Here is a 24430-nt window from a genome sequence, read left to right as displayed (position 1 = left end):
CTTTTCTTATTTTTTAGTTGCGGTAGAATCTGTTTTTGCGGATGTAGCTGCTGTAGGTGCTGCATTCTTTTTGAAGGCACTGATTACATACATGGCTACTCTCCATCGATCTCCCGGGTTAAGCTGCCCTGCGTAAGATCCCATCGCGTTTCTACCGTTTGTTAATACATAATGAACAGATCCTACAGTAATATCTCTGTCGGCATAGTTGGGTACACCAGAATATGCTCCGCTCTGAACGATTGGCCCTTGTCCGTCCCCACCAGTTCCGTGACATGCTGAACAGGTATGATCAAATAATATTTTACCTCTTTCAATATCTTTTGCAGCATTAGCAGGATTCAAGGGTGAAGAAGTCATTGTTTTTGAAGCGTCATATCCTGCGTTGTATTCATCCGGATTTTTTGGAAGTTTATCTTCTTCAAAAATGCCATCTTTATTTTGTGCAACAGAACCTTCTACAGGAGAAAGACCTGTAGCGCCATTGTTTTTTACAAATGCAGGAATTTCGTTCTCATGATCTGAATATGCATCCTGCGCTTTCATCAATGGATCATAAGCTACGGGAAAGTACATATCTGGGAAATACACTAAAGGAGTGTTTTCTTTTGGTCCGCAAGAATTAAGTAAAACGGTTGTTAAACTTAAAATAGCTGTAATTTTTAATACCGTATTCTTCATTCTAAGCGTCTTTAACAGTTATTTCTTCTACTCCGGTGTCTACAAGCAACTGTTTTACAGATTCTACATCATCCGTTAGCAATTCCATCATAAACTTGTCATCTGTTGTTCTCGGATCCGGATTTTGAGCTGGAGATCCCGGATACATTTTATTTCTAACCAAGAAGGTAAGAGACATCATGTGGGCGGCACAAAATACCATTAATTCAAACATCGGAACCACAAATGCGGGCATGTTATGTGCCCAGTCAAAAGCGGGTTTACCGCCGATCCACTGAGGCCAGTCATGATTCATCGTGTACCACGTTACTGTACTTCCGATGGTTACCCCATACAGCGCATAAATGAATGCGGCATCAGAAATCCTTGTTTTTTTTAATCCTAAAGCCTTGTCTAATCCGTGAACCGGAAACGGAGTATACACTTCGTTTATCGCGATCCCTTTATCGTTGAATGCTTTAACGCCGTTCATCAGATCGTCGTCATCAGCATAAAGTCCGTATACAATTTTAGTGGTGCTCATCTCCTTCTTTTGCTTTATAAGTTTCACCTGAGATTTTCAAAATAGATTTTAATTCTGCCTGTGCAATGACAGGGAATGTTCTTGCATATAATAAGAATAGTACAGAGAAAAACCCTATTGTTCCTAAATATACCCCTACATCAATAATCGTTGGTTTAAACATCGTCCAAGAACCAGGTAAATAGTCTCTTGAAAGGTTGATAACAATGATGTCAAAACGTTCGAACCACATACCGATGTTGATAATTAATGCAATAATAAATGTTGCAAGGATGTTTGTTCTTACTCTCTTAAACCAGAACAAAGCAGGAATTACAAGGTTACAGATAATCAGTGACCAGAAAGCCCACCAGTAAGGTCCTGTTGCAGCACCCGGTGAAAGATAGGTAAAGTCTTCGTATCTTGAACCGGAGTACCATCCGATAAAATATTCTGTGGCATAGGCTACTGTTACCATTCCCCCTGTAAGGATGATTACGATGTTCATAATTTCGATATGATACATGGTAATGTAATCTTCTAAATGACAAACTTTTCTGGCGATCAACAACAGCGTCTGTACCATTGCAAATCCTGAGAAGATCGCACCCGCAACGAAGTAAGGAGGATAGATCGTAGAGTGCCATCCTTTAATTACCGAAGTAGCAAAGTCAAAAGATACCGTGGTGTGTACCGAGAATACCAAAGGAGTTGCTAATCCTGCAAGAACTAAAGATAATTCTTCAAATCTTTGCCAGTGTTTTGCTTTTCCACCCCAACCGAAAGCCAGGAATGTATATATTTTTTTAGTCCATGGAGTTTTTGCTCGGTCTCTGATCATTGCAAAATCAGGAATCAATCCCATAAACCAGAATACTGTTGATACTGAGAAATAGGTTGAGATTGCAAATACGTCCCAAAGTAGAGGAGAGTTAAAATTCCCCCAAAGAGAACCAAACTGGTTAGGAAGAGGAAATACCCAATATCCTACCCAAACTCTACCCATGTGAATTACCGGGAAGATTGCTGCCTGTACAACGGCGAAAATTGTCATTGCTTCCGCAGAACGGTTTACAGACATTCTCCATCTCTGTCTAAATAATAATAATACTGCTGAGATTAAGGTTCCGGCGTGACCAATACCTACCCACCATACAAAGTTGGTAATATCCCAACCCCAGTTAATAGTTCTATTAAGCCCCCATGCTCCAATACCTGTCCCGATTGTGTACGCGATACAGCCAAATCCGTAGATGAATAGAACTAAGGCTGCATATAGTGATACCCACCATAATTTTCCTGCTCTTTCTTCTATAGGTCGTGCAATATCTTCTGTGATATCGTGATAAGTTTTGTGACCAATAATCAGAGGTTCCCTTATCGGAGCTTCGTAATGTCCTGACATTTTTTACCTATTTATTATTTAAACTTTAATTTTCTGCTCTGTTTCTTACTTTAGTGTGATAGAACACATTTGGTTTTGTTCCGATCTCTTCCAGTAAATAATATCTTCTGTTGCTGGAGTATAGTTCTCTCACTTCAGATTCTTTGTCATTCATATCTCCAAAAGTAAGTGACCCTGTAGGACATGCTGCTGCACATGCTACTGATTTTTTAAATTCACCGTCGGTTACTTTTCTGTTTTCCTTTTTGGCATTTAGGATAGTTGCCTGAGTTTGCTGGATACATAATGAACATTTTTCCATTACCCCTCTTGTTCTTACTACAACATCCGGATTAAGCACCATTCTTCCTAAATCATTGTTTTGATTAAAATCAAATTTATCATTCAGGTTATAGGTAAACCAGTTGAAACGTCTTACTTTATACGGACAGTTGTTTGCACAATATCTTGTACCGATACATCTGTTGTAAGCCATATGGTTTTGCCCCTGTCTACCGTGTGAAGTAGCCGCAACCGGACATACAGTCTCACAAGGTGCGTGGTTACAGTGCTGACACATTACCGGCTGGAAAATAACATCAGGACTTTCGTTTGGCTGAATTAAGATATCATATAACTGAGGAACGTTTAAGCCTCTTTCTACTCCCTCCTGGGTTTCAATTGTTTCTTTAGCAGAGTAGTAACGGTCAATTCTTAACCAATACATATCTCTTGACATTCTGATTTCTTCTTTACCAACAACAGGAACGTTGTTTTCTGCCTGACAAGCAATAATACATGCGCCACAACCTGTACAAGAGTTCAGGTCTACTGATAAGTTGAAGTGCGGCCCATCTGTATCATCAAATGCATCCCAAAGGTCAATTTTACCCGCCGGAAGCGCTCCGCTTATCGTGTGGTATTCCAATGGCTTGTTCCATCCGTGATGCTCGTCATCGAAATCTACATTTAGATATTCCGCTAACGGAACTTCTTTAGCGATATCATAACGGCCCATCAACGTGTTTTGAAGCTGGATACCTGCAAACTCATGGTTTTCGCCTGTTTTTTCTATTTTTACATTAGAAATAACAAGGTTGGAACCGTCAAATAAAGGATAAGCATTCACACCTGTATCTGCAGTTGCCCCGGAATCTTTTTTACCATATCCTAATGCAAGACCAACTGATCCGTCTGCTTGTCCCGGCTGAACAAATACAGGAACATTTTCTATTTTTACTCCGTTTACTGTAAGATTAACAATAGAACCATCCAGCTGCATTCTTGCATTCAGATCATTATCTATTTCTAATCTTTCGGCATCCTTCGGAGAAATGGTGAGATAGTTATCCCAAGACATTCTGGTCAACGGATCCGGTAATTCCTGCAGCCAAGGGTTGTTGGCCTGCGTTCCGTCTCCAATAGAAGTTTTTGTATATAAAACTAATTCTAAATCTGAAGCTTTAAAGTTTCCTAGTTCAGCAAGAGCCTGTGCCGCGTTTCCGCCGGTATACGATAATGTTACTGCGTTATTTGAAGCAATCACACCGTTGTATAAAGCCTTGTTGAATGAAATTCCTCCTAATACAGAAGCAGAATTTGCTTTTAAATAATCATAATAATTGTTTGCAGCATTGTTCTTTCCATTTTTCCAAACCAATAGAGAGTCTTCAATCTGTCTTGATTTGTATATTTTCTGGATGGTTGGCTGCATTAAAGTATACACTCCTGTCTGCGGCTCTATATCACCCCATGATTCTAGCCAGTTGGCTACAGGAATAACAGCTTTAGCTGCCTTATACATTTCGTTTTTCTTGTCTGCAACAGCAATTACGTAAGGAACTTTGGAAAGAGATTTTTTGAATTCCTGACCTTTATGATAAGAATAAATCGGGTCTACATTGTTTGTAATTAATACTCCAACCTGTCCGCCATTGATCCATCCTAAAAATTCCTCAAATCTTGCTTTGTCAAATTCTTTCAGGAAGTTTGCTTTTCCGGTGAACGCTACCGAACCTAATTTTTGGTTGATTAAATGAGCCAAAACCTGAGATCCTTTAGAACCGTCTGCAAAAACAACTGCTTTGTTTCCTTTTGCCAATAATTCTTTAACAATATTAGAAGCAATCTTATCAGAAGCAGCACCTCCGCCAACGATTGCATTGTACACTTCAACTAATGTTTTGTTTACAGCGCTTGGCTTTAGTCTGAATCTTGAATCTGCATTTGCTCCCGTCATTGACATGTTGGATTCTACCTGAATATGTCTTAACATGGTAGGACCCGGCTTTCTTGCCGCTGCATAAGAAGCTTCAAGGCTCGCCGCGTTATATTCTCCTAAGAAGTCTGCCTGGAAAGATACTACCAGCTGAGAACCTTTAAGATCATACACAGGTAATGCTCTCTGACCAAATACTTCCTGAGCGGCATCCAAAGCTGCTGCATATGGGAAAGCATCATAGGTTACCAGTTCAGCAGTAGGATATTTAGATTTAAAATCAGTAAATAATTTTTTGAAAGTAGGAGAAGCAAAAGAGTGAGATAAAAGAACAATCTTTTTACCTGAAGCCTGAGCTTCGTTTAATCCTTTGATCACAAAGTCATCTACCTTATCGAAGGTTTCGTCTTTGCCATCAAGCTTTGGCTGTTTTACTTTATCGTTATCATAAAGAGAAAGTACACTTGCCTGAGCTCTTGCATTGGTTTTTCCTAAATCTCCCGCCGCAGGATTCGGTTCTATTTTGATCGGTCTTCCTTCACGGGTTTTAACCAAAACACTTGCAAAATCGAAACCGTCAAAATACGTTGATGCATAATAATTAGGCACTCCCGGAATGATATCATGCGGTTTTACCACATAAGGAATCGTTTTAATTACCGGTGCTTCACAAGCCGCTAAAGTTACTGCTGCTGTAGAAAATCCTAATAACTTTAAGAAATCTCTTCTTGAGGTACCGGAATCGTTTTTTTCAGCATCGCCTAAAAAATCTTCTACCGGGATTTCTTCCTGAAACTCTTTCAGAGCCAGCTTACCGTTTAGGGCCGGATCTTTAAGTTCGTGAATACTTCTAAATTGTATTTTATTTGAAGCCATTTATACTTCTAATTTTTTAGTTATTAATAATGACATTTACCACACTCAATACCTCCGATTGCATCTACAGTAATCTTACCACCATCTTGAGGGTATTGCTTTTTAAGCTTTTCGTGTAGATTTTTGAAGTATTCTTTATTATAACCGTTGTTCATATCAACTTCAGTAGTTCTGTGACATTCTATACACCATCCCATTGTGAAATCGTTGGCCATCTGTACCACATTCATGGTGTCAATTTTACCATGGCATGCTTTACAAACTACATCGATTTTGTTATCAGGGTTTTTCTTGTTGAATGAATTGATAATTGCCTTTTCACCGGCTATAACGTGCTGAGAGTGATTAAAGTAAACGAAATCCGGCATATTGTGAATTCTCGTCCATTCTACCGGTGAGGTATTTTTACCGGTATATTGTTGTTTTTCCGGATCCCAGCCTGTATGTTCGTAAATCTTCTTGATTTCCCCGTCATAGAATGCTTTGTCTTTTCCTGTCTCAAGGTATTTACCGTTATATTCAGAAATAGCTCTGTGACAGTTCATACAAACATTCATTGAAGGGATTTCTGAAACTTTACCGTATTTAGCACTTGAGTGACACAGCTGACAGTCGATTTTATTTTCTCCTGCGTGAATTTTGTGAGAGAAGTAAATAGGCTGTTCCGGCTTATATCCTTTGTAAACCCCGATCCACATGATCCAGTTCCAAATTCCGTATGTTGCTAATATTGCAAGAATTGCCAATAACCCTTTTCCTATGTAATGGTATTTAGCATAGATTTCGCTAAACGACTTCACTCTGCTTTCGTTAAGCCCTGCCAAATCTTCAGACTGGCCTAATTTTACGAGCTGTCTCAGTTTGATTAAGATCCAAACCAGTAAAGCTGCGATGGCTAAAAGTGAGATGATTACAATATTCGTAGTTGTTTTATCTGCAGGTGCTGCGGTTGTAGCTGCTGCTGAAGCGGCATCTGTTGCTGCAGGTGCAGGTTCAGCTACCGGAGGATTAGTAGTATAGGCTAAAATATCATCAATATCCTTATCGGTAAGATTCGGAAAGACCTGCATTTCAGTCTTATTAAATTTTTCAAAGATTTCATTGGCATACTTATCACCGGATGCTCTAAGTTCTTTGTTATTTCTGATCCACTTATGAAGCCAATCTTTGTCGAGCCCCGCTTCAGTTTTCACTCGCTCTACAATCCCTTTCAAGGCAGGTCCTACAACCTGTTTGTCTAAAGCGTGACATGCCGTACAATTTGCTTTAAAAAGTTTTTCGCCATTTTTAGGATCGCCGTCTTGCCCGTAAATTGAAGCACTTGTCGATAACAATAAACCTATTGCAATCAGCCCTTTTTTATAATGCTTTCTCCAACTAATCATTTAAATTATCTTATGTTAGTAAATATTGAATGTGTAATCAATTCGGCAAAAATAATATTTTTAACAGGAATTTAACGGCTTTAACAAAAGGTAAAATGTCATATGTGTTTAATTTGTAACTATTCTAAATAACCATGGTTGCTATATTTTTAAATTATTCTAAATTTGCAGAAATAAGTTTAAATGAGACATTTGATCAAAATATTTTCGATATTTGCTTTAGTGGGGTTTTATAACCTTGAGGCACAGCAGGTTGTTAAAAAAGATACCTTATCGGGTACCGAACTTACCATTACAATGGATTCAAGGGTGAATGACGCGATGACAAACCTCGAAGAAAAATGTTCTAAGGTAGTTGTTAACAATACCAATTTTGATACGGATGTACCGGCACGGCCAACCAAAATCTACGTTCCGAACCGTGAGCTTACCAATGCTGAAATCTGCAGGAAAAACCCGAGGATTTTAGGGTTTAAAATTCAGATTACTACGGTAAAAAGCAATGAAGAAGCGAATGAAGTAAAAACGTATTTCAGAAGGAGATTTCCTAACCTGAAAGTAGAGACAGATGCCTCATTACGACCGAATTACAAGATTCTTGCAGGGAGCTATTTTACCAAACAGAGTGCTGCTTCTGACCTTTCAAAGGTAAAAGAATATTTTAAATCTGCAATGCCGGTTCAGTATAGAATTTTTTGTTCAGAAGCAAAATAGAATCCATAATTAATTTAACATAAAAAGCGTCCGTAATAATTTTTACGGACGCTTTTTTTTACTGATAATATTGATTTAAAAAAGCAAAGAAATCGATCATTCTGTAGTAATTATTGAGTAATAAATACAGCAATAAAATCGAAATTATAAGCGTAATACATGAAAGTATTTTCGGAGAGCTTTTATAAGCAAAAAGAAGCCATCCTATCATCATTGGATAAATAAAAATGAAATGGCCGCCATAAATATAAGAGGTATGAAGCCCAAATCTCAAAATGCAATGAATACAGATGTCAACAAAAAAAGATATCATAAGCACCTGAACCCATTTATTTTTAAAATTTTTGAAGTAACTCCAAAAAATTAAAACCATCAGTATCCCGATAAAAATATAAGAAAAAGCAGAAGAATACACCTCCATAAAGACTGCTTTAAAGTAAAATCCCTTCATATTGTGCTTTTCTCTGATGAAAAAGCTTGGGAAAAGTATATTTCCGCCAAAAAAATAGGAGACGATCATATACCATATCGGTGTTGATCTTACATTGGAGAATTTTTCATATTGTTCCCCAGATTTGGAGAGGATGTTTTTATATTCAAAATCAATTCTGTTTAAATATAAAAGTATAAAAGCGATACATGAAATGGTTACTCTAAGAATTGCATTACCAAATTTTTTCCAGTTTTTAAATAAGCCTTTTTCAAATAAAATTGGAATATACACTTTCACAATATTGGTAATGGTAAGTCCACCAATTGTAATTCCTGCTAAAACAAGTGCTAAACCGGCTATTTTTTTATCATTTTTAAACTGTATTGCAGTGTAATGATTAAATAAAACCAATAAGAATAGGGTATAGGTATAGGTTTCAGGAGTGAAAGAAAGTAAAATATTGGTTGAAAAGATACTGAAAAATGCTATAATCAATATGCATAGAATTAATTTCAGATGAATGATATTTTTAAGATATTTATAAACCTGTAAAAGGCTTAAACTGATGGTAATATTGCTTAACCATGCTAGGATTAGTCTAAAATTAGCATTGGTTTTACCATCTGTGAAAAGAAAGATAAGATCATGAATCCAGTTAAAAAAATAGTAGGATAAAGGGTGCCTTTCAAAGCTTCCGCCTGTCATCACAATAGCTTTGTTATCAAAACTAAAATAGGCATCCCAAGGGATTCTGATATCAAAAATTATGGTATAATTTAACGCGATGTAAGAACCCAAGATCCCATATGTGGTAAGAAAGAAAATGAACATTCCAAATTCTATATAGGTGGAGGGGAAAACGATTTTAAAGAAATGATTAAGCTTCGATTTTAATGACACGGTTTTAATTTTTGCAAAAATAAAACAAAAAACTCACCCAATTGGGTGAGTTTGTATATAATTCGAAGAATAATAATTAGTCTTTAATTACTTTTTCTGTTTTTGTAGATCCGTCTGCGAAATCCACTTTTACCAAATATGTACCTTTAACAAAAGCACCGATATTTATTACTTTGTCTGAACTTGTCTGAAGTAATTTTTTACCAGAAAGATCAAAAACAGTTGTAGATTTTATTTTGCTATCAGATTTAATATTGATTTCTCCTTTTGTTGGATTAGGATAAACACTTGTTGATTTTGCGGTTACGCTTAAATCGTTTGTTCCAAGAGATGAAGATAATTTAAACATACCTCCTGCGATTGCACTGGTGTTAAACCCTCCTGAATAACAGTTGCTTGCACTAGAGCATCTAACACTTAAATGTTGAACTCCAGTGTCGATTGATGTCCAGGTTGTCCCATTGTCAATACTTTTCCATGACCCTCCAGCTGAACTTGTTGCAAGTAAAATATTAGTATTTGGAACATACGTTATATCATTAATATTATTAGCGGCAGTAATTCCAGTAAAAGTTACTGTATTCCAAGTGGTACCACCATCAGTAGTTCTATATAGTGCAATTGCTGTAGGCAATGTTCCAGTAAAATTCTTTTTAAGAACAATACCTGTATTTGCATCACTCCAAGCCATATCTCCACTTACGGATGCGCCTCCAAAATCTGATATCCCATAGGTTGACCCCGTAAAAGCAACATTCCACGTCAAACCTTTATCAGTAGATTTAAAAATTCTTCCTTTACCGGTATAAAAGAAAATATTATTTCCTACTGCATAATATCCTGAATTATAACCATACTCAGATGCTAATGGATTTGGAAGAGTTGCAAATGGAACTCTTGTCCACGTAGTACCTCCGTTAGAGGTTGTATAAAGTTCAAACTCACCATTTTCGGGATCGCCACCTATAATTCCATTGTTAGCATCAAAGAAATGAACAAAATTGGTCCATGATTCACCAAAAGTACTCAATATAAGCTGATTGTTCCAAGTTACCCCTCCATCAGTAGTTTTCCATACTCCACCTAATCCATCAGTATTGTCAAATGCGCCTACCCAAGCTGTGGCTGCACTAACTCCAGAAATGTTTGTAATGTGAAGCCCAGGTTCTCCAATATTAATTGTTCCTGCTGTCCAGGTTGTACCACCATTAGATGTTTTTGTAAACTCCTGGATATTGTTGGTTGAAGTTACGCCATCATAAGCAAAAGCCCAAGTAGTATTGGCATCATATACTTCCATCCCGGAAATTCCTCTGGAAGGAGTAGCGAAACCAGAGTTTTGTGTAACCCAAGACTGCGAAAACGCAGATGCGCTAATCATTACTGCAAAAGCAGAAAGTAGAATTTTTTTCATAAGAATTTATTTTTGCTAAAATTAAATAAAAATTTTTGAACAATTAAAAAAATATTGAATATTTTCAAGAATTTAACATTATGAGCTGCAAGAAAGCATTGAACATCCTGAAATATCATCATAATCTGCGGGTCTTTTTTTAGAAAATTCCGGGAAGATTTCTTCGTAGGGATTTTCCAGAGCTCTGGTGAGTTTTTTCAGCATTTCTTTTTTTCCGGTATTTATTTCTTGAATACATTCAAAAAGCAAATAATTTCTTAGAATAAATTTCGGATTTGTTTTTTGCATCAATTTCAAAGAATCAAATTTTGAAAAGCTATTTTTTTCTAATCGAAGATCATATGCTGTGAGAAGTTTTTCTAATGTTTTTACTTTTTGGTCATTTAATACAGTATATGAAATAGTTTCAAACGCTGATAGTGTATCTAAACTCTGATCTCTCTTTTCCAATAGATTAAAAAATAAAGTATAATCAAGCTGCAGTTCCTGCATCATATTTTGCCAGTTTGTAAAAAACTCTTCGTCACTTTCCAATAAATTATCAAACCCAAATTTATTACAAAGCATTTTATCGTGTGCCTCCCAGAAATAGGTTCCATATATATTTAAGGTTTCTTCTAAGAATTTTTCATCTTTAATTAAAGGAAATAATGCATTGGCAAGCTGCCATAGATTCCATTGTGAAATTTGACCCTGTTTGCCAAAGGCATACCTTCTGCCTGGAAGATCGGTGGTATTGGGTGTAAAATTCAGATTATATTCATCCATCATTGAAAACGGACCATAATCAATCGTTAAACCGAGAACCGACATATTATCGGTATTCATAACGCCATGCACAAAACCAACCCTGAACCATTCAACCATAAGATCTGCAGTTCTTGTGCAAACGGTGCTGAAAAAATCTTTATATTTTTGGTTTCCTTCTGAAATAATTTCAGGGAAATAATTTTCAATCGTGAAATCGGTAAGTTTTTGCAATAGATCAATTTCTTTTTGAGCAGAAATAAGTTCAAAATGTCCGAAACGTAAAAAGCTTTCAGCAGTTCGTATAACTACAGCCCCTTTTTCTTCCTGCGGATTTCCACTGTACATCATGTCACGCACAACTTGTTCTCCAGTAAAGCATAAACTTAAACCTCGTGTAGTGGGAATTCCTAAATGGTACATCGCCTCACTCATCAGATATTCTCTTACAGATGATCTTAAAACGGCTCTTCCGTCTGCATGGCGGGAATAGGGTGTTGCTCCTGCTCCTTTCCATTGGATTTCTGTTTTTTTCCCTGTCTCATTGATAATTTCTCCGGCCAGAATGGCTCTTCCATCACCCAATTGTCCTGCCCAGTTTCCAAACTGGTGTCCCGCATAGGCGGTTGCGTATGTTTTTATATGTTCAGGTAAATGATTTCCTGCAAGAAAATTAAGATCCTGCTCATCAAAATTGCCCAAGCCAATTTCTTCAGATAATTTGTCATTAAAAATAATTAATTCAGGATTATCAAAACCAACAGGATCTATTGTAGAAAACAAAACTTTTGGCGTTGTTCTCTGAATGGGATTTTTTGAAAAATCTCCGGGAAAATTTTCAATAAAAGGCTGTCTGATATTTTTAATATTCATAATTCAAAGGTATTGATTTGAGGGCAGCAAAAAACCTTCCAGTAATTGAAAGGTTTTATGATAATTATAATAATTTATTATTTATTGAAATCTATGTCTTCTCCGGTATTCAGGTTTTCATTCACGTTCTCTTCTTTTTTACCGGAATTATTTTTCTTAGCTGGGTCTGGTTGTCGCGGGTTTTTAATTTCATCGATCGTCTGAAGTCCACCGTCGTCTCCGTATCCGCTTCCGAGACCCTGAAGATTGGTACAGCCGTCTTTCCAGTCGCTTGGCTTCGTAAATTTATCATCAGGAGAGATTTTAAGACTTTTATCTGCCCACACCTTTTTCATAAAAATTGCCCAGATTGGTAATGCCATTTTTGCCCCCTGTCCTTCACCGGTTCCCAAAAAGTGAGTGGCTCTGTCTTCCCAGCCTACCCAGGTTCCTGTGGCCAGTTTTGGAGTAATTCCCATAAACCATCCGTCTGAGTTATTTTGGGTAGTTCCTGTTTTACCGGCAATTTCCACCTCTTTTGAGATTCCTTTTCTTCCAAGTTCGCCCGAAGCGGTCCCGAATTGAGCAACTCCTTTCATCAGTTCGATCATGGTGTACGCATAATTTGGATTCATCACTTCTTTTGGCTCGGCATTGACTTCTTTAATCACTCTTCCGTTAGCATCTTCGATTCTCCATATCATTTCCGGTTTATTGTAGTTTCCGTAGTTGGCAAATGTACTGTATGCACCCAACATCTCATAAATGGTAATGTCTGATGAACCCAATGCCATTGGCAAACTGGTAGAGATTTCTTCAGTAACACCTAGATCTCTTGCGGTCTGTATTACACTTTTTGTTCCTGTCATTTCGGCAAGACGAAGTGCTACAGGGTTTTGAGAATGTGCCAAAGCATCTTTTAAAGTGAGCATTCCGCCTCTTCCAGGAACGTGATAAGACCCTTTATTAAAGCTTGCATTGGATATAGTAGAACAAGGCGTTAAACCCAGTTTCATAATAGCGGTTGCATATACGAAAGGTTTAAAGGTAGATCCTACCTGTCTTTTTCCCTGTTTGATATGGTCATACTGGAAGTGTTGCCAATTGATTCCTCCTACCCAGGCTTTAATTTCGCCTGTTCCGGGAACCATAGACATCAAGCCTGCCTGTGCAATCTGCTTGTGCCATCTGATGGAATCCCACGGAGACATCTCTACTTCTTCTTCTCCTGCCCAAGTGAAACGGGTCATTTTTACGGGTTTATGGAATTCCAATAAAATGGAATCTTGTGAAATTCCTGCTCTTTCTAGCTGTTTATAACGTCCTGTTCTTCGTACAGCCTGCATCATAACGTCATTGATCTGCTTGTCGTTTAGATAATAAAAAGGCCTTCCTTTTCTTCTGTTCTGCTCAGAATCAAATCTTTTCTGAAGATCTGTTAAATGTTCTTTAATCGATTCTTCAGCATATTTCTGCATTTTTGAATCCAGAGTGACGAATATTTTTAAACCGTCTTTATAAAGATTAAGCTTTTTACCGGTTTGCTTTTCGTAATCTCCAAGATATTTATCAATCTCTTTTTTAAGATAAAACTTATAATAGGCTGAATAATCATCGGTAATATTTTTAATAGGATGATAATCAACACTAATAGGGGTTGCAACTGCCTTATCAAATGTTGTTTGATCTACATAGCCTGTCTCAAGCATTTGTGACAATACCACATCTCTTCTTCTTTTTGCTCTATCAGGATTTCTCAGCGGGTTGTTTGCAATAGGAGCTTCCAACATGGCTACAAAGACAGCCGCTTCAGGTAAAGTGAGCTGTGCAGTAGATTTGTTGAAATAAATCTTAGACGCCATTTCAATTCCATTGGCATTATAGGTAAAATCAAATTTATTAAAATACAGCGTAATGATTTCCTCTTTCGTATATCTTTTTTCTAAGCTTACGGCAACGACCCATTCTTTGAGCTTTTGAATAGCTCTTTTTACCGGGTTTCTAGAAGGTTCTTTTGTGAATAATAATTTCGCAAGCTGCTGTGTAATCGTAGATCCCCCACCTCGGTCTCCGCCATATCGTACAGCTCTTAAGATGGATTTTAAATCAATCCCGGAATGCTCTTTGAATCGCTCATCTTCTTTCGCCTGTAAAGCGTAAATCAGATAGGGTGGCAATTCTTTATAGGTAACGGGCTGTGTTTTTTCCTTTTCAAATTTACCTAAAAGAATACCGTCTGAGGAGTAAATCTGTGAAGCGACATAAATGTCCGGATTTTCTAGCTCTTTTACATCCGGCATTTCACCAAGAAAGCCTTGTGATACCGCAAAGAAAAGTCCTGAAATTCCTAAAACGACTGCAATAAAACCAATCCAGATAAACTTCACCCACTTTTTCCAGGATGAATTTTTATTGTTTTTTTTTGGCGGAAGCGGGAAGGTTTTTCCGCGGGTTCCGGTATTTTGCTTGTTTTCTTCCATGTATGTGATTACGGTTTTGCCGTTTCTACTTTTATGCCTATATCTTCAATTCCCGGAAGGTTGTCATTTCTCATGGCCTGCATAATGCCAATTTCATAGATCCCTTTTTCCGGAAATTTATACTTTAATTTATATTGAAAAAATATCTCCTTTGTTTCTCCAAAGCCTGTTCCCAACCATTCTCCATTAGGTTTTGCAAGCACATAATTCAGCGTATCGGTCTGCTTTGTTTTCAATCTGGAATTTTTCAGATTAACAATGAACCGGATATTGCTGTATGGATAATCATTATTATTTCTTACAACAAATATAATATTTTTAGGATTTTGAGGATCTTTAATATCAAGATTAAATTTCTGCTCCGTTTTTTTATTCCATTTATTATTAACGGCATTCATCATCACATCTTCTCCCGAAGTGTTGCAACCGACTAAAAAAATAAGGAGGAATAGTCCTAAAACTCTATACATTATTATCTTTTTTTGGAGGAAATTTCTTTTTAAATTTCTTTTTTGGAGGTTGCTGAGGCTTTTCAGAATCATTCTGTACTTCTGCTTTTTCCAGCTGAACTTTTGGAGGCTGCTGTTTTGCAGGTCTTTGGTTCTGATTCGGATTCGCATTGGGATTCGTATTCTTCTGTCTGTCAGAGTTTTCAGGTTTTTCCGTTCTTTCAGGTCTTTTCTTAGGACCTTGATTTTGAGGCCTGTTCTGATGCGGGTTTTGGTTTTGATTAGAATTCTGATTTCTGTTTTTGTTGAAACCTCTGTTTTTCTTTTCAAATCGATCTACGCTGTTTTCCTGAATAAGATCTACACTTGGCAAAGCAATATCAGGAACTTTCAAATCTTCAAGAGGAAGTATTTTCTCTCCTTTTTTATTGGTAGCGATCAGTTTTTTAACCAAATCAATATCGAAATCGTACCACGCCATGGAACTGTCTACATAGGCAAACCACATTTTCTTCTTGAAAACGTCTATTTTGATACAAAATGCTCTCCCTTTTTCCGTGTCCAGCATCGTAGAAGAAGATGGAAAATGGCTTAAGGCATCAAGATAACTGTCGAGCTCGTAATTAAGGCAGCATTTCAGCTTTCCGCATTGGCCAGCCAGCTTTTGAGGATTAATGCTCAATTGCTGATATCGTGCAACATTGGTATTGACAGATCTGAAATCTGTAAGCCATGTAGAACAGCACAATTCTCTTCCACAAGACCCGATTCCACCGATTTTTGCCGCTTCCTGCCGGAAACCGATCTGCTTCATGTCGATCTTCGTTCTGAAAGTACCGGCAAATTCTTTAATCAACAATCTGAAATCTACGCGATTATCAGCAGTGTAATAAAAAGTAACCTTTGACGCATCACCTTGGTATTCCACATCGGTGATTTTCATTTCGAGACCCAATCTGTGGGAGATTTTTCGGGCTTCGACTTTTACGGTGTCTTCTTTTTTTCTGACTTCCTGCCATACTTCAATGTCTTTCTGGTTGGCCAGTCTGTATATTTTGAATGATCCTTCTTCAGAAAATCTTTTCTTTTTCATCTGAATTTTCACCAATTCTCCGGTGAGTGTTACCACACCTACATCATGTCCGGGACTAGATTCTACTGTTACTACACTACCTATGTGTAAAGGGATATTGTTTACATTTTTATAAAACGATTTTCTGTCATTTTTAAATCTAACTTCTACAAAATCACACCTGTTTGACACAGGATTCTGTACGTTAGACAGCCAGTCGAAAACACTTAATTTATAACTATTACCACAGGTATTTACACTTTCACAGCCATTCGCGGATTTCGTTCCGCAAGAATGTGCAGAATCGCCGGATGTTTTGCATCCACAACTCATATAATTATTTTTTGATCTTGCAAATTTATTGATTTTTATCTTTACATAATTCTAAAAATACTAAATATTCATTTTGTTAAATGTTTAATATTAAACAAAATAAAAAATAACAGAATATATATATTCTATTTCATTCATTAATAATAAGTTAACAAATGATTTATTTAAAATGCTATTTTAAACATAATTTTCTTTTAAGGTAATGTTTAAAATGTTAAGAAATATTAACAGGTGTATTTAAAATAATTTTATATTTGGCTTATATAATAATAGTCTATGAAAAAAATATTAGTATCAACTGCTTTGTTGGCTGGGGTTTTATCATACGCAGGAGGCTTCAGGGTTTCGCTGCAAGGGGTAAAACAGTTGGCAATGGCGCATACAAGCGCTCATGCTGAAGATGCGAGTGTTGCTTTTTTCAATCCGGCAGGGATGTCATTCATTCCTTCAAGATTAAGTATTGCAGCAGGAGGCTTCGGAGCAAGTAATAAAGTTACTTTTCAGAACTTGAATACATTAAACAGCACAGAGACAGATAATCCTCTTGGAACACCTATTTATGCTGCGATTGCCTTTAAGCCGATCGAGAATCTATCAATTGGATTAAGCATCACAACTCCTTTCGGAAGTACAATTGAATATCCGTATGATTGGGAAGGAAAAGAAATGGTGCAGAAACTTGAGCTGAAAAGCTTTTATTTTCAGCCGATGGTGTCTGTGAAAATGGCACCTTGGTTATCTTTTGGGGCGAGTTATATTTATGCGAGAGGATCAGTAAACTGGGATAAAGGAGTAACGCAGTTTGGCGGTACAGTCAATATCAATGATGAAAAAGCAAGCGGTCATGGTTTTGGTTTTGGTTTTTATTTCAGACCTGATCCTAAGCTTGATGTGAGTGTTGCTTATCGCTCAGCGGTTGATATGAAGGCTAAAGACGGAACGGCTACCTTCAAATTCCCTGCACAGAATACCATTAATGGATTATTGGGGTTAAACAGCGAAGGAAAGGATAAATTCACAGCTACATTACCGCTTGTAGAAGAATATACAATCGGTTTAACGTATAAAATCACTCCCAAATGGTTGGTTTCTGCAGACTTTAACTACCATGGGTGGGAACGATACAGCAGGTTGACATTGGATTTTGCGAATGCACCAATCGGAAATCAACCGGATGCTACAATTTTGGTTGCTCCTAAAAATTTCAGAAACTCCAAGACTTTCAGATTGGGAACTCAATATATGTTTAACAGTATGGTTTTTGGCCGTCTCGGAGCATATTATGATGAATCTCCATATACTGACTCAAACTTTATTCCTGAAACACCATCATTTAATTCTTTTGTCGTTACCGGAGGTTTAGGCTTCAAGGTAAAACAATTCGGAGTTGACGTTGCAGGAGGATATGTAATGCCACAAAGCAGAGATGTTAAAAACGACTATCTTGGTTTCTACGGGCAGGCAAAAGCTCAGGCTTTCTATTTCGGTCTAGGTTTATCCTATAACCTTATTAATTGATTACTATGAAAAAAATTATAATATCTACAATTGCTGTTTCGGCGCTACTTTTTACAGCAGGGTGTAAAACAGATTTTGACACAGATGTACAAGACATTGCCGTAACCAGCGGTGAGGCAGATTTTTCTAAATATGTTTCTTTAGGGAATTCTCTAACTTCAGGATACAGGGATAACGCTTTATATATTGACGGACAAAACGAGTCTTATCCCAACATTATTGCAGGGCAAATGAAATTGGCCGGAGGCGGAAATTTTGTGCAGCCATTGATGGCAGATAATAACGGAGGATTATTATTAGGTACAACACCTATTCAGGCTACAAAATTGTATATTCAGTCATTTGTAAACGGTTCACCGAATATAACGAATGTTACAGCTGCACCTACTACAAATATTGCCAATAAAATTACAGGAGATTTAAATAACTTCGGAGTTCCGGGCGCAAAATCGTTCCATCTTATAGCTCCAGGATACGGAAGCTTGGCTGGAGTTGTTGCAGGAACAGCCAATCCTTATTATGTAAGATTTTCATCAAGTACAACTTCTAATGTGGTAGATGATGCGGTAGCAAAACATCCGACATTTTTCTCATACTGGATCGGCAATAATGATGTATTAAGCTACGCTACAAGCGGAGGATCGGGTGTTAATCAGGCAGGAAATACGAATCCTGCTACTTATGGCGCAAACGATATTTCGGATCCTGCCGTAGTTGCAGCGTCTATTAAAGCGGGGCTTGATAAATTAAAAGCAGGCGGAGCTACAAAAGGAGTTATTGCAAATATCCCATATGTGACTTCTATTCCTTATTTTAGTACAGTTCCTTATAATCCACTTACTCCAGCTGCATTGGGTGCTAACCTTAATACACTTAATGCCAGTTTATACGGACCTCTTAAACAGGCTCTTACGGCTTTAGGAGCAGGAACAAGAATTAATCTGCTTTCTTCAACGACAGCAAATCCTGTGTTGATTAAAGATACCTCGCTTCCCAATCTTTCCGCACAATTAACAGCGGCTCTTACACCGGCTCTAGGGCTTCCAACGGCAACTGCATTCGGGCAGATCTACGGACAGGCTAGACAGACTACGGCAGAAGATTATATTTTACTGACGACAAGAGGCGTGATCGGAACTACAGCTCCGGGAGCTCCCGCATCAATTAATGTGTATGGAATTTCTTATCCTCTACAAAATCAGCACGTACTTACCAAAACAGAAGCCGTAGGAGTAAAAACAGCAGTAGACGCTTATAATGCTTCTATTAAAACATTGGCAGATACGTATGGCTTGGCTTTTGTAGATGCGAATAAAAAGATGATTGACCTTAACGGTCAGTCAGGAATTTCATTTGACGGGGTAAGATACACAGCGAAATTTGTAACGGGCGGTACATTCTCTCTGGATGGTGTCCATCTTACAGGAAGAGGGTATGCTATTGTGGCCAATGAATTTATCAAAGCCATCAATATGAAATATAAATCTACACTGCCACAGGTAGATCCAAATAAATATTCGGGAGTTACATTTCCTTAAGATGTAAGAATAAATAAAAACTTAAAACCACAAGACGTATTCTTGTGGTTTTTTTTACATTTGCAAATCTTTTAAAAAGTAAAAATGGCCGATCAGTTAAGTTATCTGTTTTCTACAAGGACGAGTAAAGACCTCGCAGAAAAAATTGCCCAGTATTATGGGAAAGAATTAGGGAAAATCAACTTTCAGGAGTTCAGCGACGGAGAGTTTGAGCCTGTTTTAGACGAATCTGTACGTGGAGGGAGGGTTTTCCTGATAGGATCTACATTTCCGCCTGCAGACAATCTTTTAGAGCTTCTTCTCATGATTGATGCATCAAAAAGAGCCTCTGCAAAAAGCATTACCGTAGTACTGCCGTACTTCGGGCTTGCAAGACAGGACCGAAAAGACAAACCGAGAGCACCGATCGGAGCAAAATTGGTTGCCAATCTTTTGACTGCGGCAGGCGCAACGAGAATTATGACCATGGACCTTCACGCAGACCAGATTCAGGGATTCTTTGAGATACCTGTAGATCATCTGTATGCTTCTACGATCTTCGTAGATTACATCAGAGATATGAATCTTGATAATTTGACCATTGCTTCTCCGGATATGGGAGGCGCAAAAAGAGCAAAAAATTATGCAGGTCATTTAGGCGCAGATGTAGTAATTGCTTATAAAGAAAGAAAAAAAGCAAATGTGATCGAAGAAATGTTTCTGATAGGAGACGTGGAAGGGAAAAATGTGATTCTGATTGATGATATGATCGATACTGCAGGAACGCTCTGTAAAGCGGCAGATATTTTGATGGAAAAAGGGGCAAAATCGGTAAGAGCAATGGCCACTCACGGAGTACTTTCAGGGAAAGCATATGACAATATTGAGAACTCACAATTACTCGAAGTTATTGTAACAGACTCAATTCCTGTAAAAACTAGTTTGTCAACTAAAATAAAAGTGCTATCTTGCGCCCCATTATTTGCAGACGTGATGAAGATGGTGCATGAGCATCAATCGATCAGCAGTAAGTTTATTATTTAATTGATAATGAGCTATTTGCGAAGTAGTTTTAAACAAATTTTTAAATTTTTATAAATGAAATCTATTACAATTCAAGGTACAAAAAGAGAAAGCGTGGGCAAAAAGTCGACAAAAGCTTTACGTGATGCTGAATTAGTTCCTTGTGTTGTTTACGGAGGTGGTGAGCCATTGAACTTCTCTGCTTTAGAGAAAGCGTTCAAAGGTTTGGTATATACTCCTGAAGCACACACGGTATCTATTGAAGTTGACGGACAGGTAATTCCTGCAGTTCTTCAGGATATTCAGTTCCACCCCATTACAGACAAAATTATTCATGCAGACTTCTACAGATTATCTGACGATAAGCCGGTAGTTATGGAAGTTCCTGTGAGATTAACAGGTCGTTCTAAAGGTGTTGTTGCTGGTGGTGTTTTACGTCAGTCTTTCAGAAAATTGAAAGTAAAAGCGATTCCTGCAAACTTACCGGATGAGGTAGTTGTAGATATTACTTCATTAAAGATTGGTAACAAACTTTATGTAGGAGGTCTTAAAGCTGAAGGATATACTTTCATGCACCCGGACAATGCAGTGGTTGTAGCTGTTAAAATGTCTAGAAATGCAGCTAAAGGAGGTGCTATGGCAGATGATGACGATGAAGAAGTTGCAACAGAAGTTGAAGGAGCAGCTCCGGCAACTGAAGAAGCAGCAGCTGAATAAGAAATTCTTAATCACAATACTAAAACCTGTCATTTTTTATGGCAGGTTTTTTATTTTAGATGAAATCTATCACGCTATTAATCCGGCAGACTTTTGGATAAAAGTCGTAAATTTGACAAGTTCTAAATAAAGAACGATGTAATGATAAAATTTGAATAAATGTTTGACATTCAGGAAATAAGAAGTCAGTTTTCTATTTTAAACCAACAGGTAAACGGCAAACCACTGGTTTATTTAGACAATGCGGCAACCTCTCAGAAACCAAACTCCGTTTTAGAAGTCTGGAATCAATATTATAAGAAAATCAATGCCAATGTTCATCGCGGTATTCATACGCTGAGCCAATTGGCAACTGTCGAAATGGAGCTTTCAAGAAAGAAAATCCAGAACTTCATTAATGCCGAACATGATTTTGAAGTTATTTTCACCAAAGGCACAACCGAAGGAATCAACCTTATCTCTTATATTTTAACACAGAAGCTTCAAAAAGACGATGAAATTATCATCTCTTACCTTGAGCATCACTCCAATATCGTTCCGTGGCAATTGCTGTGTGAAAGAACCGGGGCAAAACTTCGTGTAATCCCGATTGATCAAGACGGGATTCTCCAACTGGATTATTTAGATGAATTTTTAAATGAAAAAACAAAAGTAGTTTCCGTAAACCATGTTTCAAACGCATTGGGGATTGTCAATCCTATTGAAGAGATCATCGCTAAAACGAGACAGAATTCTGATGCTTACATCGTCATCGACGGAGCGCAGTCTGCCCCTCATTTTAAAATTGATGTGCAGGCGATGGATTGTGATTTTTTCGTGTTTTCGGGACATAAAATGTATGCTCCGATGGGAACGGGGATTCTGTACGGAAAACAACGTCTTTTAGAAGACCTTCCTCCGTTTCATGGAGGAGGAGAAATGATCGCGACATGCTCGTTTGACGGAACCACTTATGCAGGTTTACCATTTAAATATGAAGCCGGAACGCCAAACGTAGGCGGAAATATCGCATTGGGAGCAGCTGTAGATTTTATTGAAAGATTGGGACATGAGCATATTCAAAATCACGAAAACGCCTTATTGAATTACGCTCAGAAACAACTTTTGGAAATCGAAGGTCTAAAAATTTATGGTGAAAAAGCCAACAGAACAGGGGTTGTTTCTTTCAATCTTGAAGGAATAGGAATTTCTTCCGATGTAGGGATGATTCTCGATAAAATGGGGATCGCCGTACGTACAGGCCATCACTGTACCCAACCGATCATGAGTTTCTTTAATATTGCAGGAACGGTAAGAGCGAGTTTTGCGGTTTATAATACTTTCAGTGAAATTGATGCCTTGGTTGAGGGCGTGAGAAAAGCCCAAAAGATGTTGTCTTAATTTTAGGAAATAATCTTTAAACATATAAATCCCTTCAACAAAAATTGAAGGGATTTTGTTTTGATCCAAACCTAACAGGTTTTTAAAACCTGTTAGGTTTTTTTAATTCTAAATTTGCATTAAATCAGGGTTTCCAATCTACTACAGCCCGGATAAACGCTTCCGCATTTTCCAGAGGAATATTTGGCAAAATTCCGTGGCCAAGATTGGCAATATACCGGTCTTTTCCGAAACGGCTGATCATTTCGTTTACCATTTTCTTAATGGTTTCCGGTGTAGAATGCAACCTTGCAGGATCAAAATTTCCCTGCAGCGTCATGCTGTGATTGGTTAATGCTCTTGCGGTTTCCGGCTTTATCGTCCAGTCAACACCCAATGCAGAAACTGGAGATTGCATCATATCTTCCAAAGCAAACCAGCATCCTTTTCCAAAGACCACCACATGGGAAAGCGGGCTTAAAGCCTCAACAATCTGATTGATATATTGCCATGAAAATTCCTGATAATCCTGTGGAGAAAGCATTCCGCCCCAGGAATCAAAAACCTGAACCGCAGAAACCCCTTTTTCAATTTTTCTTTTTAAATAGGCAATTGTTGTATCTGTAATTTTTTGCAGTAAAAGATGTGCCGCTTCCGGCTGCTGAAAGCAGAACGATTTTGCAATATCAAAAGCTTTGCTTCCTTTTCCTTCCACGCAGTAGCAGAGAATCGTCCACGGTGAGCCTGCAAAACCAATTAACGGAATTTCGTTATCTAATTTGATTAAAGTAAGTTCAATCGCATCAAAAACGTATCCTAATGTATCATTCACATCGGGAACGATAACATTTTGCACATCTTCCATCGTTCTGATAGGATTATCCAGCCAAGGTCCTACATTTTCTTTCATTTTAAAATCAATTCCCATGGCTTGAGGAACGACCAGGATATCAGAAAATAAAATCGCAGCATCCAAAGGAAATCTTCTGATGGGTTGAACGGTAATCTCAGAGGCCAATTCTGGCGTCTGACATCTTGTAAAAAAGTCATATTTGTCTCGGAGAGCAATGAATTCAGGTAAGTATCTCCCGGCTTGTCTCATCATCCAGACCGGTGGTCTTTCTACAGTTTCGCCTCGAAGTGCTTTTAAATACAGGTCGTTTTTAATCATAATTATTTAATTTCTTTCCGGATCATCTCAAATACGGAAGCTAAAGTATTGGCTTTAGAAGTGAATATTTTTTCTGAACTGAATTTTCTTATTTCTTTAGACGTGGTTTCTCCGATTGAAAAAAGCAACATATTTACCAGAGAATTATTTTTCGCAAAACTACGAACTCCGCTTGGGCTAAAAAAAACTATCGCATGATATTTTTCATGGATCATCGGATTGAGTTCTTCCGTATGATAAACCGTTACTTTTTTATACGCAATATTTTGCAGCGGAAGCTCCTGGTCTAAGACATCAATTGCTAAATTTCCGCAAAAATGGATGAATTTTTCCTGTGGACATTTTTCGAGGATAAATTTTGAAAGAGTTTCGGCATTTTTCATAACTTTAAAGGTTCCGAAACCGTTTTTCCGGAGCTCTTTTTTCGTTTTTTCACCCACACAATAGATCTTGTTATAGTTTTTTGAGGCAAAATTTTCATTAGGCTCAAAATTATTTTTAAAAAAAGCATTCACCCCGTTTTTACTGGTAAATATCAGTGAATGATCTTTTAAATCAAATGCTCTAACCTCAAGATCTTTTATCGCAATAACCTCAATACATTCTGCCGAAATATGTTTTCCCATCTCTCTGGACAGTAATTCAGTATCTAAATGTTTGGTAAACAATATTTTCATGGTTAGAA

Annotated in this window: 19 protein-coding genes; 6 read left to right on the top strand and 13 right to left on the bottom strand. The window is 37.6% G+C overall.

The annotated features are described in order from the left end of the window. Window positions 1-6 precede the first annotated feature (6 nt). The 5 genes from N0B16_RS08150 to N0B16_RS08130 are packed head-to-tail and all read right to left on the bottom strand — an operon-like array spanning window position 7 to window position 7046. Window positions 7-681: a c-type cytochrome gene (locus N0B16_RS08150; protein WP_262990318.1), complete on the bottom strand. Its 675-nt coding sequence runs from the start codon at window positions 679-681 to the stop codon at window positions 7-9. Between the two features lies 1 nt (window position 682). Continuing rightward, window positions 683-1204, bottom strand: coding sequence for a DUF3341 domain-containing protein (locus tag N0B16_RS08145; RefSeq protein WP_262990317.1), 522 nt, complete (start codon window positions 1202-1204; stop codon window positions 683-685). Beyond that, on the bottom strand, window positions 1191-2588 hold the full coding sequence (gene nrfD / locus N0B16_RS08140; RefSeq protein ID WP_262990316.1) for an NrfD/PsrC family molybdoenzyme membrane anchor subunit: 1398 nt from the start codon (window positions 2586-2588) through the stop codon (window positions 1191-1193). The genes N0B16_RS08145 and nrfD overlap by 14 nt, the downstream gene beginning before the upstream one ends. A gap of 25 nt (window positions 2589-2613) precedes the next feature. Further along, complete coding sequence (locus tag N0B16_RS08135; protein ID WP_262990315.1) at window positions 2614-5661, bottom strand: TAT-variant-translocated molybdopterin oxidoreductase; 3048 nt, start codon at window positions 5659-5661, stop codon at window positions 2614-2616. 23 nt (window positions 5662-5684) lie between these two features. After that, window positions 5685-7046 (bottom strand): c-type cytochrome, encoded by a 1362-nt coding sequence (locus N0B16_RS08130; RefSeq protein ID WP_262990314.1) that lies wholly within the window; start codon window positions 7044-7046, stop codon window positions 5685-5687. Window positions 7047-7229: 183 nt separating this feature from the next. Between N0B16_RS08130 and N0B16_RS08125 the strand changes: the two genes are divergently transcribed. Next, window positions 7230-7760 carry an SPOR domain-containing protein gene (locus N0B16_RS08125; protein WP_262990313.1) on the top strand — a complete coding sequence of 177 codons (531 nt, stop codon included), beginning with the start codon at window positions 7230-7232 and terminating at the stop codon, window positions 7758-7760. A 58-nt stretch (window positions 7761-7818) separates the two neighbouring features. Here the strand turns inward: N0B16_RS08125 and N0B16_RS08120 are convergent, their stop codons facing one another. The 6 genes from N0B16_RS08120 to N0B16_RS08095 form a co-directional block, all read right to left on the bottom strand. Beyond that, window positions 7819-9093, bottom strand: a complete 1275-nt coding sequence (locus N0B16_RS08120; protein WP_262990312.1) for a DUF6080 domain-containing protein — start codon at window positions 9091-9093, stop codon at window positions 7819-7821. 76 nt (window positions 9094-9169) lie between these two features. Beyond that, window positions 9170-10507: a WD40/YVTN/BNR-like repeat-containing protein gene (locus N0B16_RS08115; RefSeq protein WP_262990311.1), complete on the bottom strand. Its 1338-nt coding sequence runs from the start codon at window positions 10505-10507 to the stop codon at window positions 9170-9172. 78 nt (window positions 10508-10585) lie between these two features. Beyond that, on the bottom strand, window positions 10586-12127 hold the full coding sequence (locus tag N0B16_RS08110) for a protein adenylyltransferase SelO (RefSeq protein WP_262990310.1): 1542 nt from the start codon (window positions 12125-12127) through the stop codon (window positions 10586-10588). Window positions 12128-12204: 77 nt separating this feature from the next. After that, a complete protein-coding gene (locus N0B16_RS08105) occupies window positions 12205-14586 on the bottom strand; it encodes a penicillin-binding protein 1A (RefSeq protein WP_262990309.1) in 2382 nt (793 codons plus the stop codon). An 8-nt stretch (window positions 14587-14594) separates the two neighbouring features. Further along, window positions 14595-15056 (bottom strand): gliding motility lipoprotein GldH, encoded by a 462-nt coding sequence (locus tag N0B16_RS08100; protein WP_262990308.1) that lies wholly within the window; start codon window positions 15054-15056, stop codon window positions 14595-14597. Beyond that, window positions 15049-16440, bottom strand: a complete 1392-nt coding sequence (locus N0B16_RS08095; RefSeq protein WP_262990307.1) for a PSP1 domain-containing protein — start codon at window positions 16438-16440, stop codon at window positions 15049-15051. The genes N0B16_RS08100 and N0B16_RS08095 overlap by 8 nt, the downstream gene beginning before the upstream one ends. Window positions 16441-16716: 276 nt before the next feature. Here N0B16_RS08095 and N0B16_RS08090 point away from each other — a divergent pair, with 276 nt between their 5' ends. The 5 genes from N0B16_RS08090 to N0B16_RS08070 all read left to right on the top strand — a co-directional run bounded on the left by N0B16_RS08090 (window position 16717) and on the right by N0B16_RS08070 (window position 22595). Further along, window positions 16717-17958: an OmpP1/FadL family transporter gene (locus tag N0B16_RS08090; RefSeq protein WP_262990306.1), complete on the top strand. Its 1242-nt coding sequence runs from the start codon at window positions 16717-16719 to the stop codon at window positions 17956-17958. Between the two features lie 5 nt (window positions 17959-17963). Further along, complete coding sequence (locus tag N0B16_RS08085; RefSeq protein WP_262990304.1) at window positions 17964-19496, top strand: SGNH/GDSL hydrolase family protein; 1533 nt, start codon at window positions 17964-17966, stop codon at window positions 19494-19496. 84 nt (window positions 19497-19580) lie between these two features. Continuing rightward, window positions 19581-20519: a ribose-phosphate pyrophosphokinase gene (locus N0B16_RS08080; RefSeq protein WP_262990302.1), complete on the top strand. Its 939-nt coding sequence runs from the start codon at window positions 19581-19583 to the stop codon at window positions 20517-20519. Between the two features lie 54 nt (window positions 20520-20573). Next, the gene (locus N0B16_RS08075; RefSeq protein ID WP_262990301.1) at window positions 20574-21215 is read left to right on the top strand and encodes a 50S ribosomal protein L25/general stress protein Ctc; all 642 of its coding nucleotides are present in this window, start codon (window positions 20574-20576) and stop codon (window positions 21213-21215) included. A 159-nt stretch (window positions 21216-21374) separates the two neighbouring features. After that, window positions 21375-22595 (top strand): aminotransferase class V-fold PLP-dependent enzyme, encoded by a 1221-nt coding sequence (locus N0B16_RS08070; protein ID WP_262990300.1) that lies wholly within the window; start codon window positions 21375-21377, stop codon window positions 22593-22595. Between the two features lie 124 nt (window positions 22596-22719). Here N0B16_RS08070 and hemE read toward each other — a convergent pair whose 3' ends face one another. Both hemE and N0B16_RS08060 read right to left on the bottom strand, forming a co-directional pair. Next, window positions 22720-23745 carry a uroporphyrinogen decarboxylase gene (hemE, locus tag N0B16_RS08065; RefSeq protein WP_262990299.1) on the bottom strand — a complete coding sequence of 342 codons (1026 nt, stop codon included), beginning with the start codon at window positions 23743-23745 and terminating at the stop codon, window positions 22720-22722. A gap of 2 nt (window positions 23746-23747) precedes the next feature. After that, a complete protein-coding gene (locus N0B16_RS08060; protein WP_262990298.1) occupies window positions 23748-24422 on the bottom strand; it encodes a uroporphyrinogen-III synthase in 675 nt (224 codons plus the stop codon). Window positions 24423-24430: the final 8 nt, after the last annotated feature.

This window comes from Chryseobacterium gilvum (assembly GCF_025628965.1).
Taxonomy (GTDB): domain Bacteria; phylum Bacteroidota; class Bacteroidia; order Flavobacteriales; family Weeksellaceae; genus Chryseobacterium; species Chryseobacterium gilvum.
This window is presented reverse-complemented; position numbering and strand designations above follow the sequence as displayed.

Coding starts and splice junctions, on each gene's coding strand:
- N0B16_RS08150 (WP_262990318.1), bottom strand. CDS start 681: ATGAAGAATACGGTATTAAAAATTACAGCTATTTTAAGTTTAACAACC.
- N0B16_RS08145 (WP_262990317.1), bottom strand. CDS start 1,204: ATGAGCACCACTAAAATTGTATACGGACTTTATGCTGATGACGACGAT.
- nrfD (WP_262990316.1), bottom strand. CDS start 2,588: ATGTCAGGACATTACGAAGCTCCGATAAGGGAACCTCTGATTATTGGT.
- N0B16_RS08135 (WP_262990315.1), bottom strand. CDS start 5,661: ATGGCTTCAAATAAAATACAATTTAGAAGTATTCACGAACTTAAAGAT.
- N0B16_RS08130 (WP_262990314.1), bottom strand. CDS start 7,046: ATGATTAGTTGGAGAAAGCATTATAAAAAAGGGCTGATTGCAATAGGT.
- N0B16_RS08125 (WP_262990313.1), top strand. CDS start 7,230: ATGAGACATTTGATCAAAATATTTTCGATATTTGCTTTAGTGGGGTTT.
- N0B16_RS08115 (WP_262990311.1), bottom strand. CDS start 10,507: ATGAAAAAAATTCTACTTTCTGCTTTTGCAGTAATGATTAGCGCATCT.
- N0B16_RS08110 (WP_262990310.1), bottom strand. CDS start 12,127: ATGAATATTAAAAATATCAGACAGCCTTTTATTGAAAATTTTCCCGGA.
- N0B16_RS08105 (WP_262990309.1), bottom strand. CDS start 14,586: ATGGAAGAAAACAAGCAAAATACCGGAACCCGCGGAAAAACCTTCCCG.
- N0B16_RS08100 (WP_262990308.1), bottom strand. CDS start 15,056: ATGTATAGAGTTTTAGGACTATTCCTCCTTATTTTTTTAGTCGGTTGC.
- N0B16_RS08095 (WP_262990307.1), bottom strand. CDS start 16,440: ATGAGTTGTGGATGCAAAACATCCGGCGATTCTGCACATTCTTGCGGA.
- N0B16_RS08090 (WP_262990306.1), top strand. CDS start 16,717: ATGAAAAAAATATTAGTATCAACTGCTTTGTTGGCTGGGGTTTTATCA.
- N0B16_RS08085 (WP_262990304.1), top strand. CDS start 17,964: ATGAAAAAAATTATAATATCTACAATTGCTGTTTCGGCGCTACTTTTT.
- N0B16_RS08080 (WP_262990302.1), top strand. CDS start 19,581: ATGGCCGATCAGTTAAGTTATCTGTTTTCTACAAGGACGAGTAAAGAC.
- N0B16_RS08075 (WP_262990301.1), top strand. CDS start 20,574: ATGAAATCTATTACAATTCAAGGTACAAAAAGAGAAAGCGTGGGCAAA.
- N0B16_RS08070 (WP_262990300.1), top strand. CDS start 21,375: ATGTTTGACATTCAGGAAATAAGAAGTCAGTTTTCTATTTTAAACCAA.
- hemE (WP_262990299.1), bottom strand. CDS start 23,745: ATGATTAAAAACGACCTGTATTTAAAAGCACTTCGAGGCGAAACTGTA.
- N0B16_RS08060 (WP_262990298.1), bottom strand. CDS start 24,422: ATGAAAATATTGTTTACCAAACATTTAGATACTGAATTACTGTCCAGA.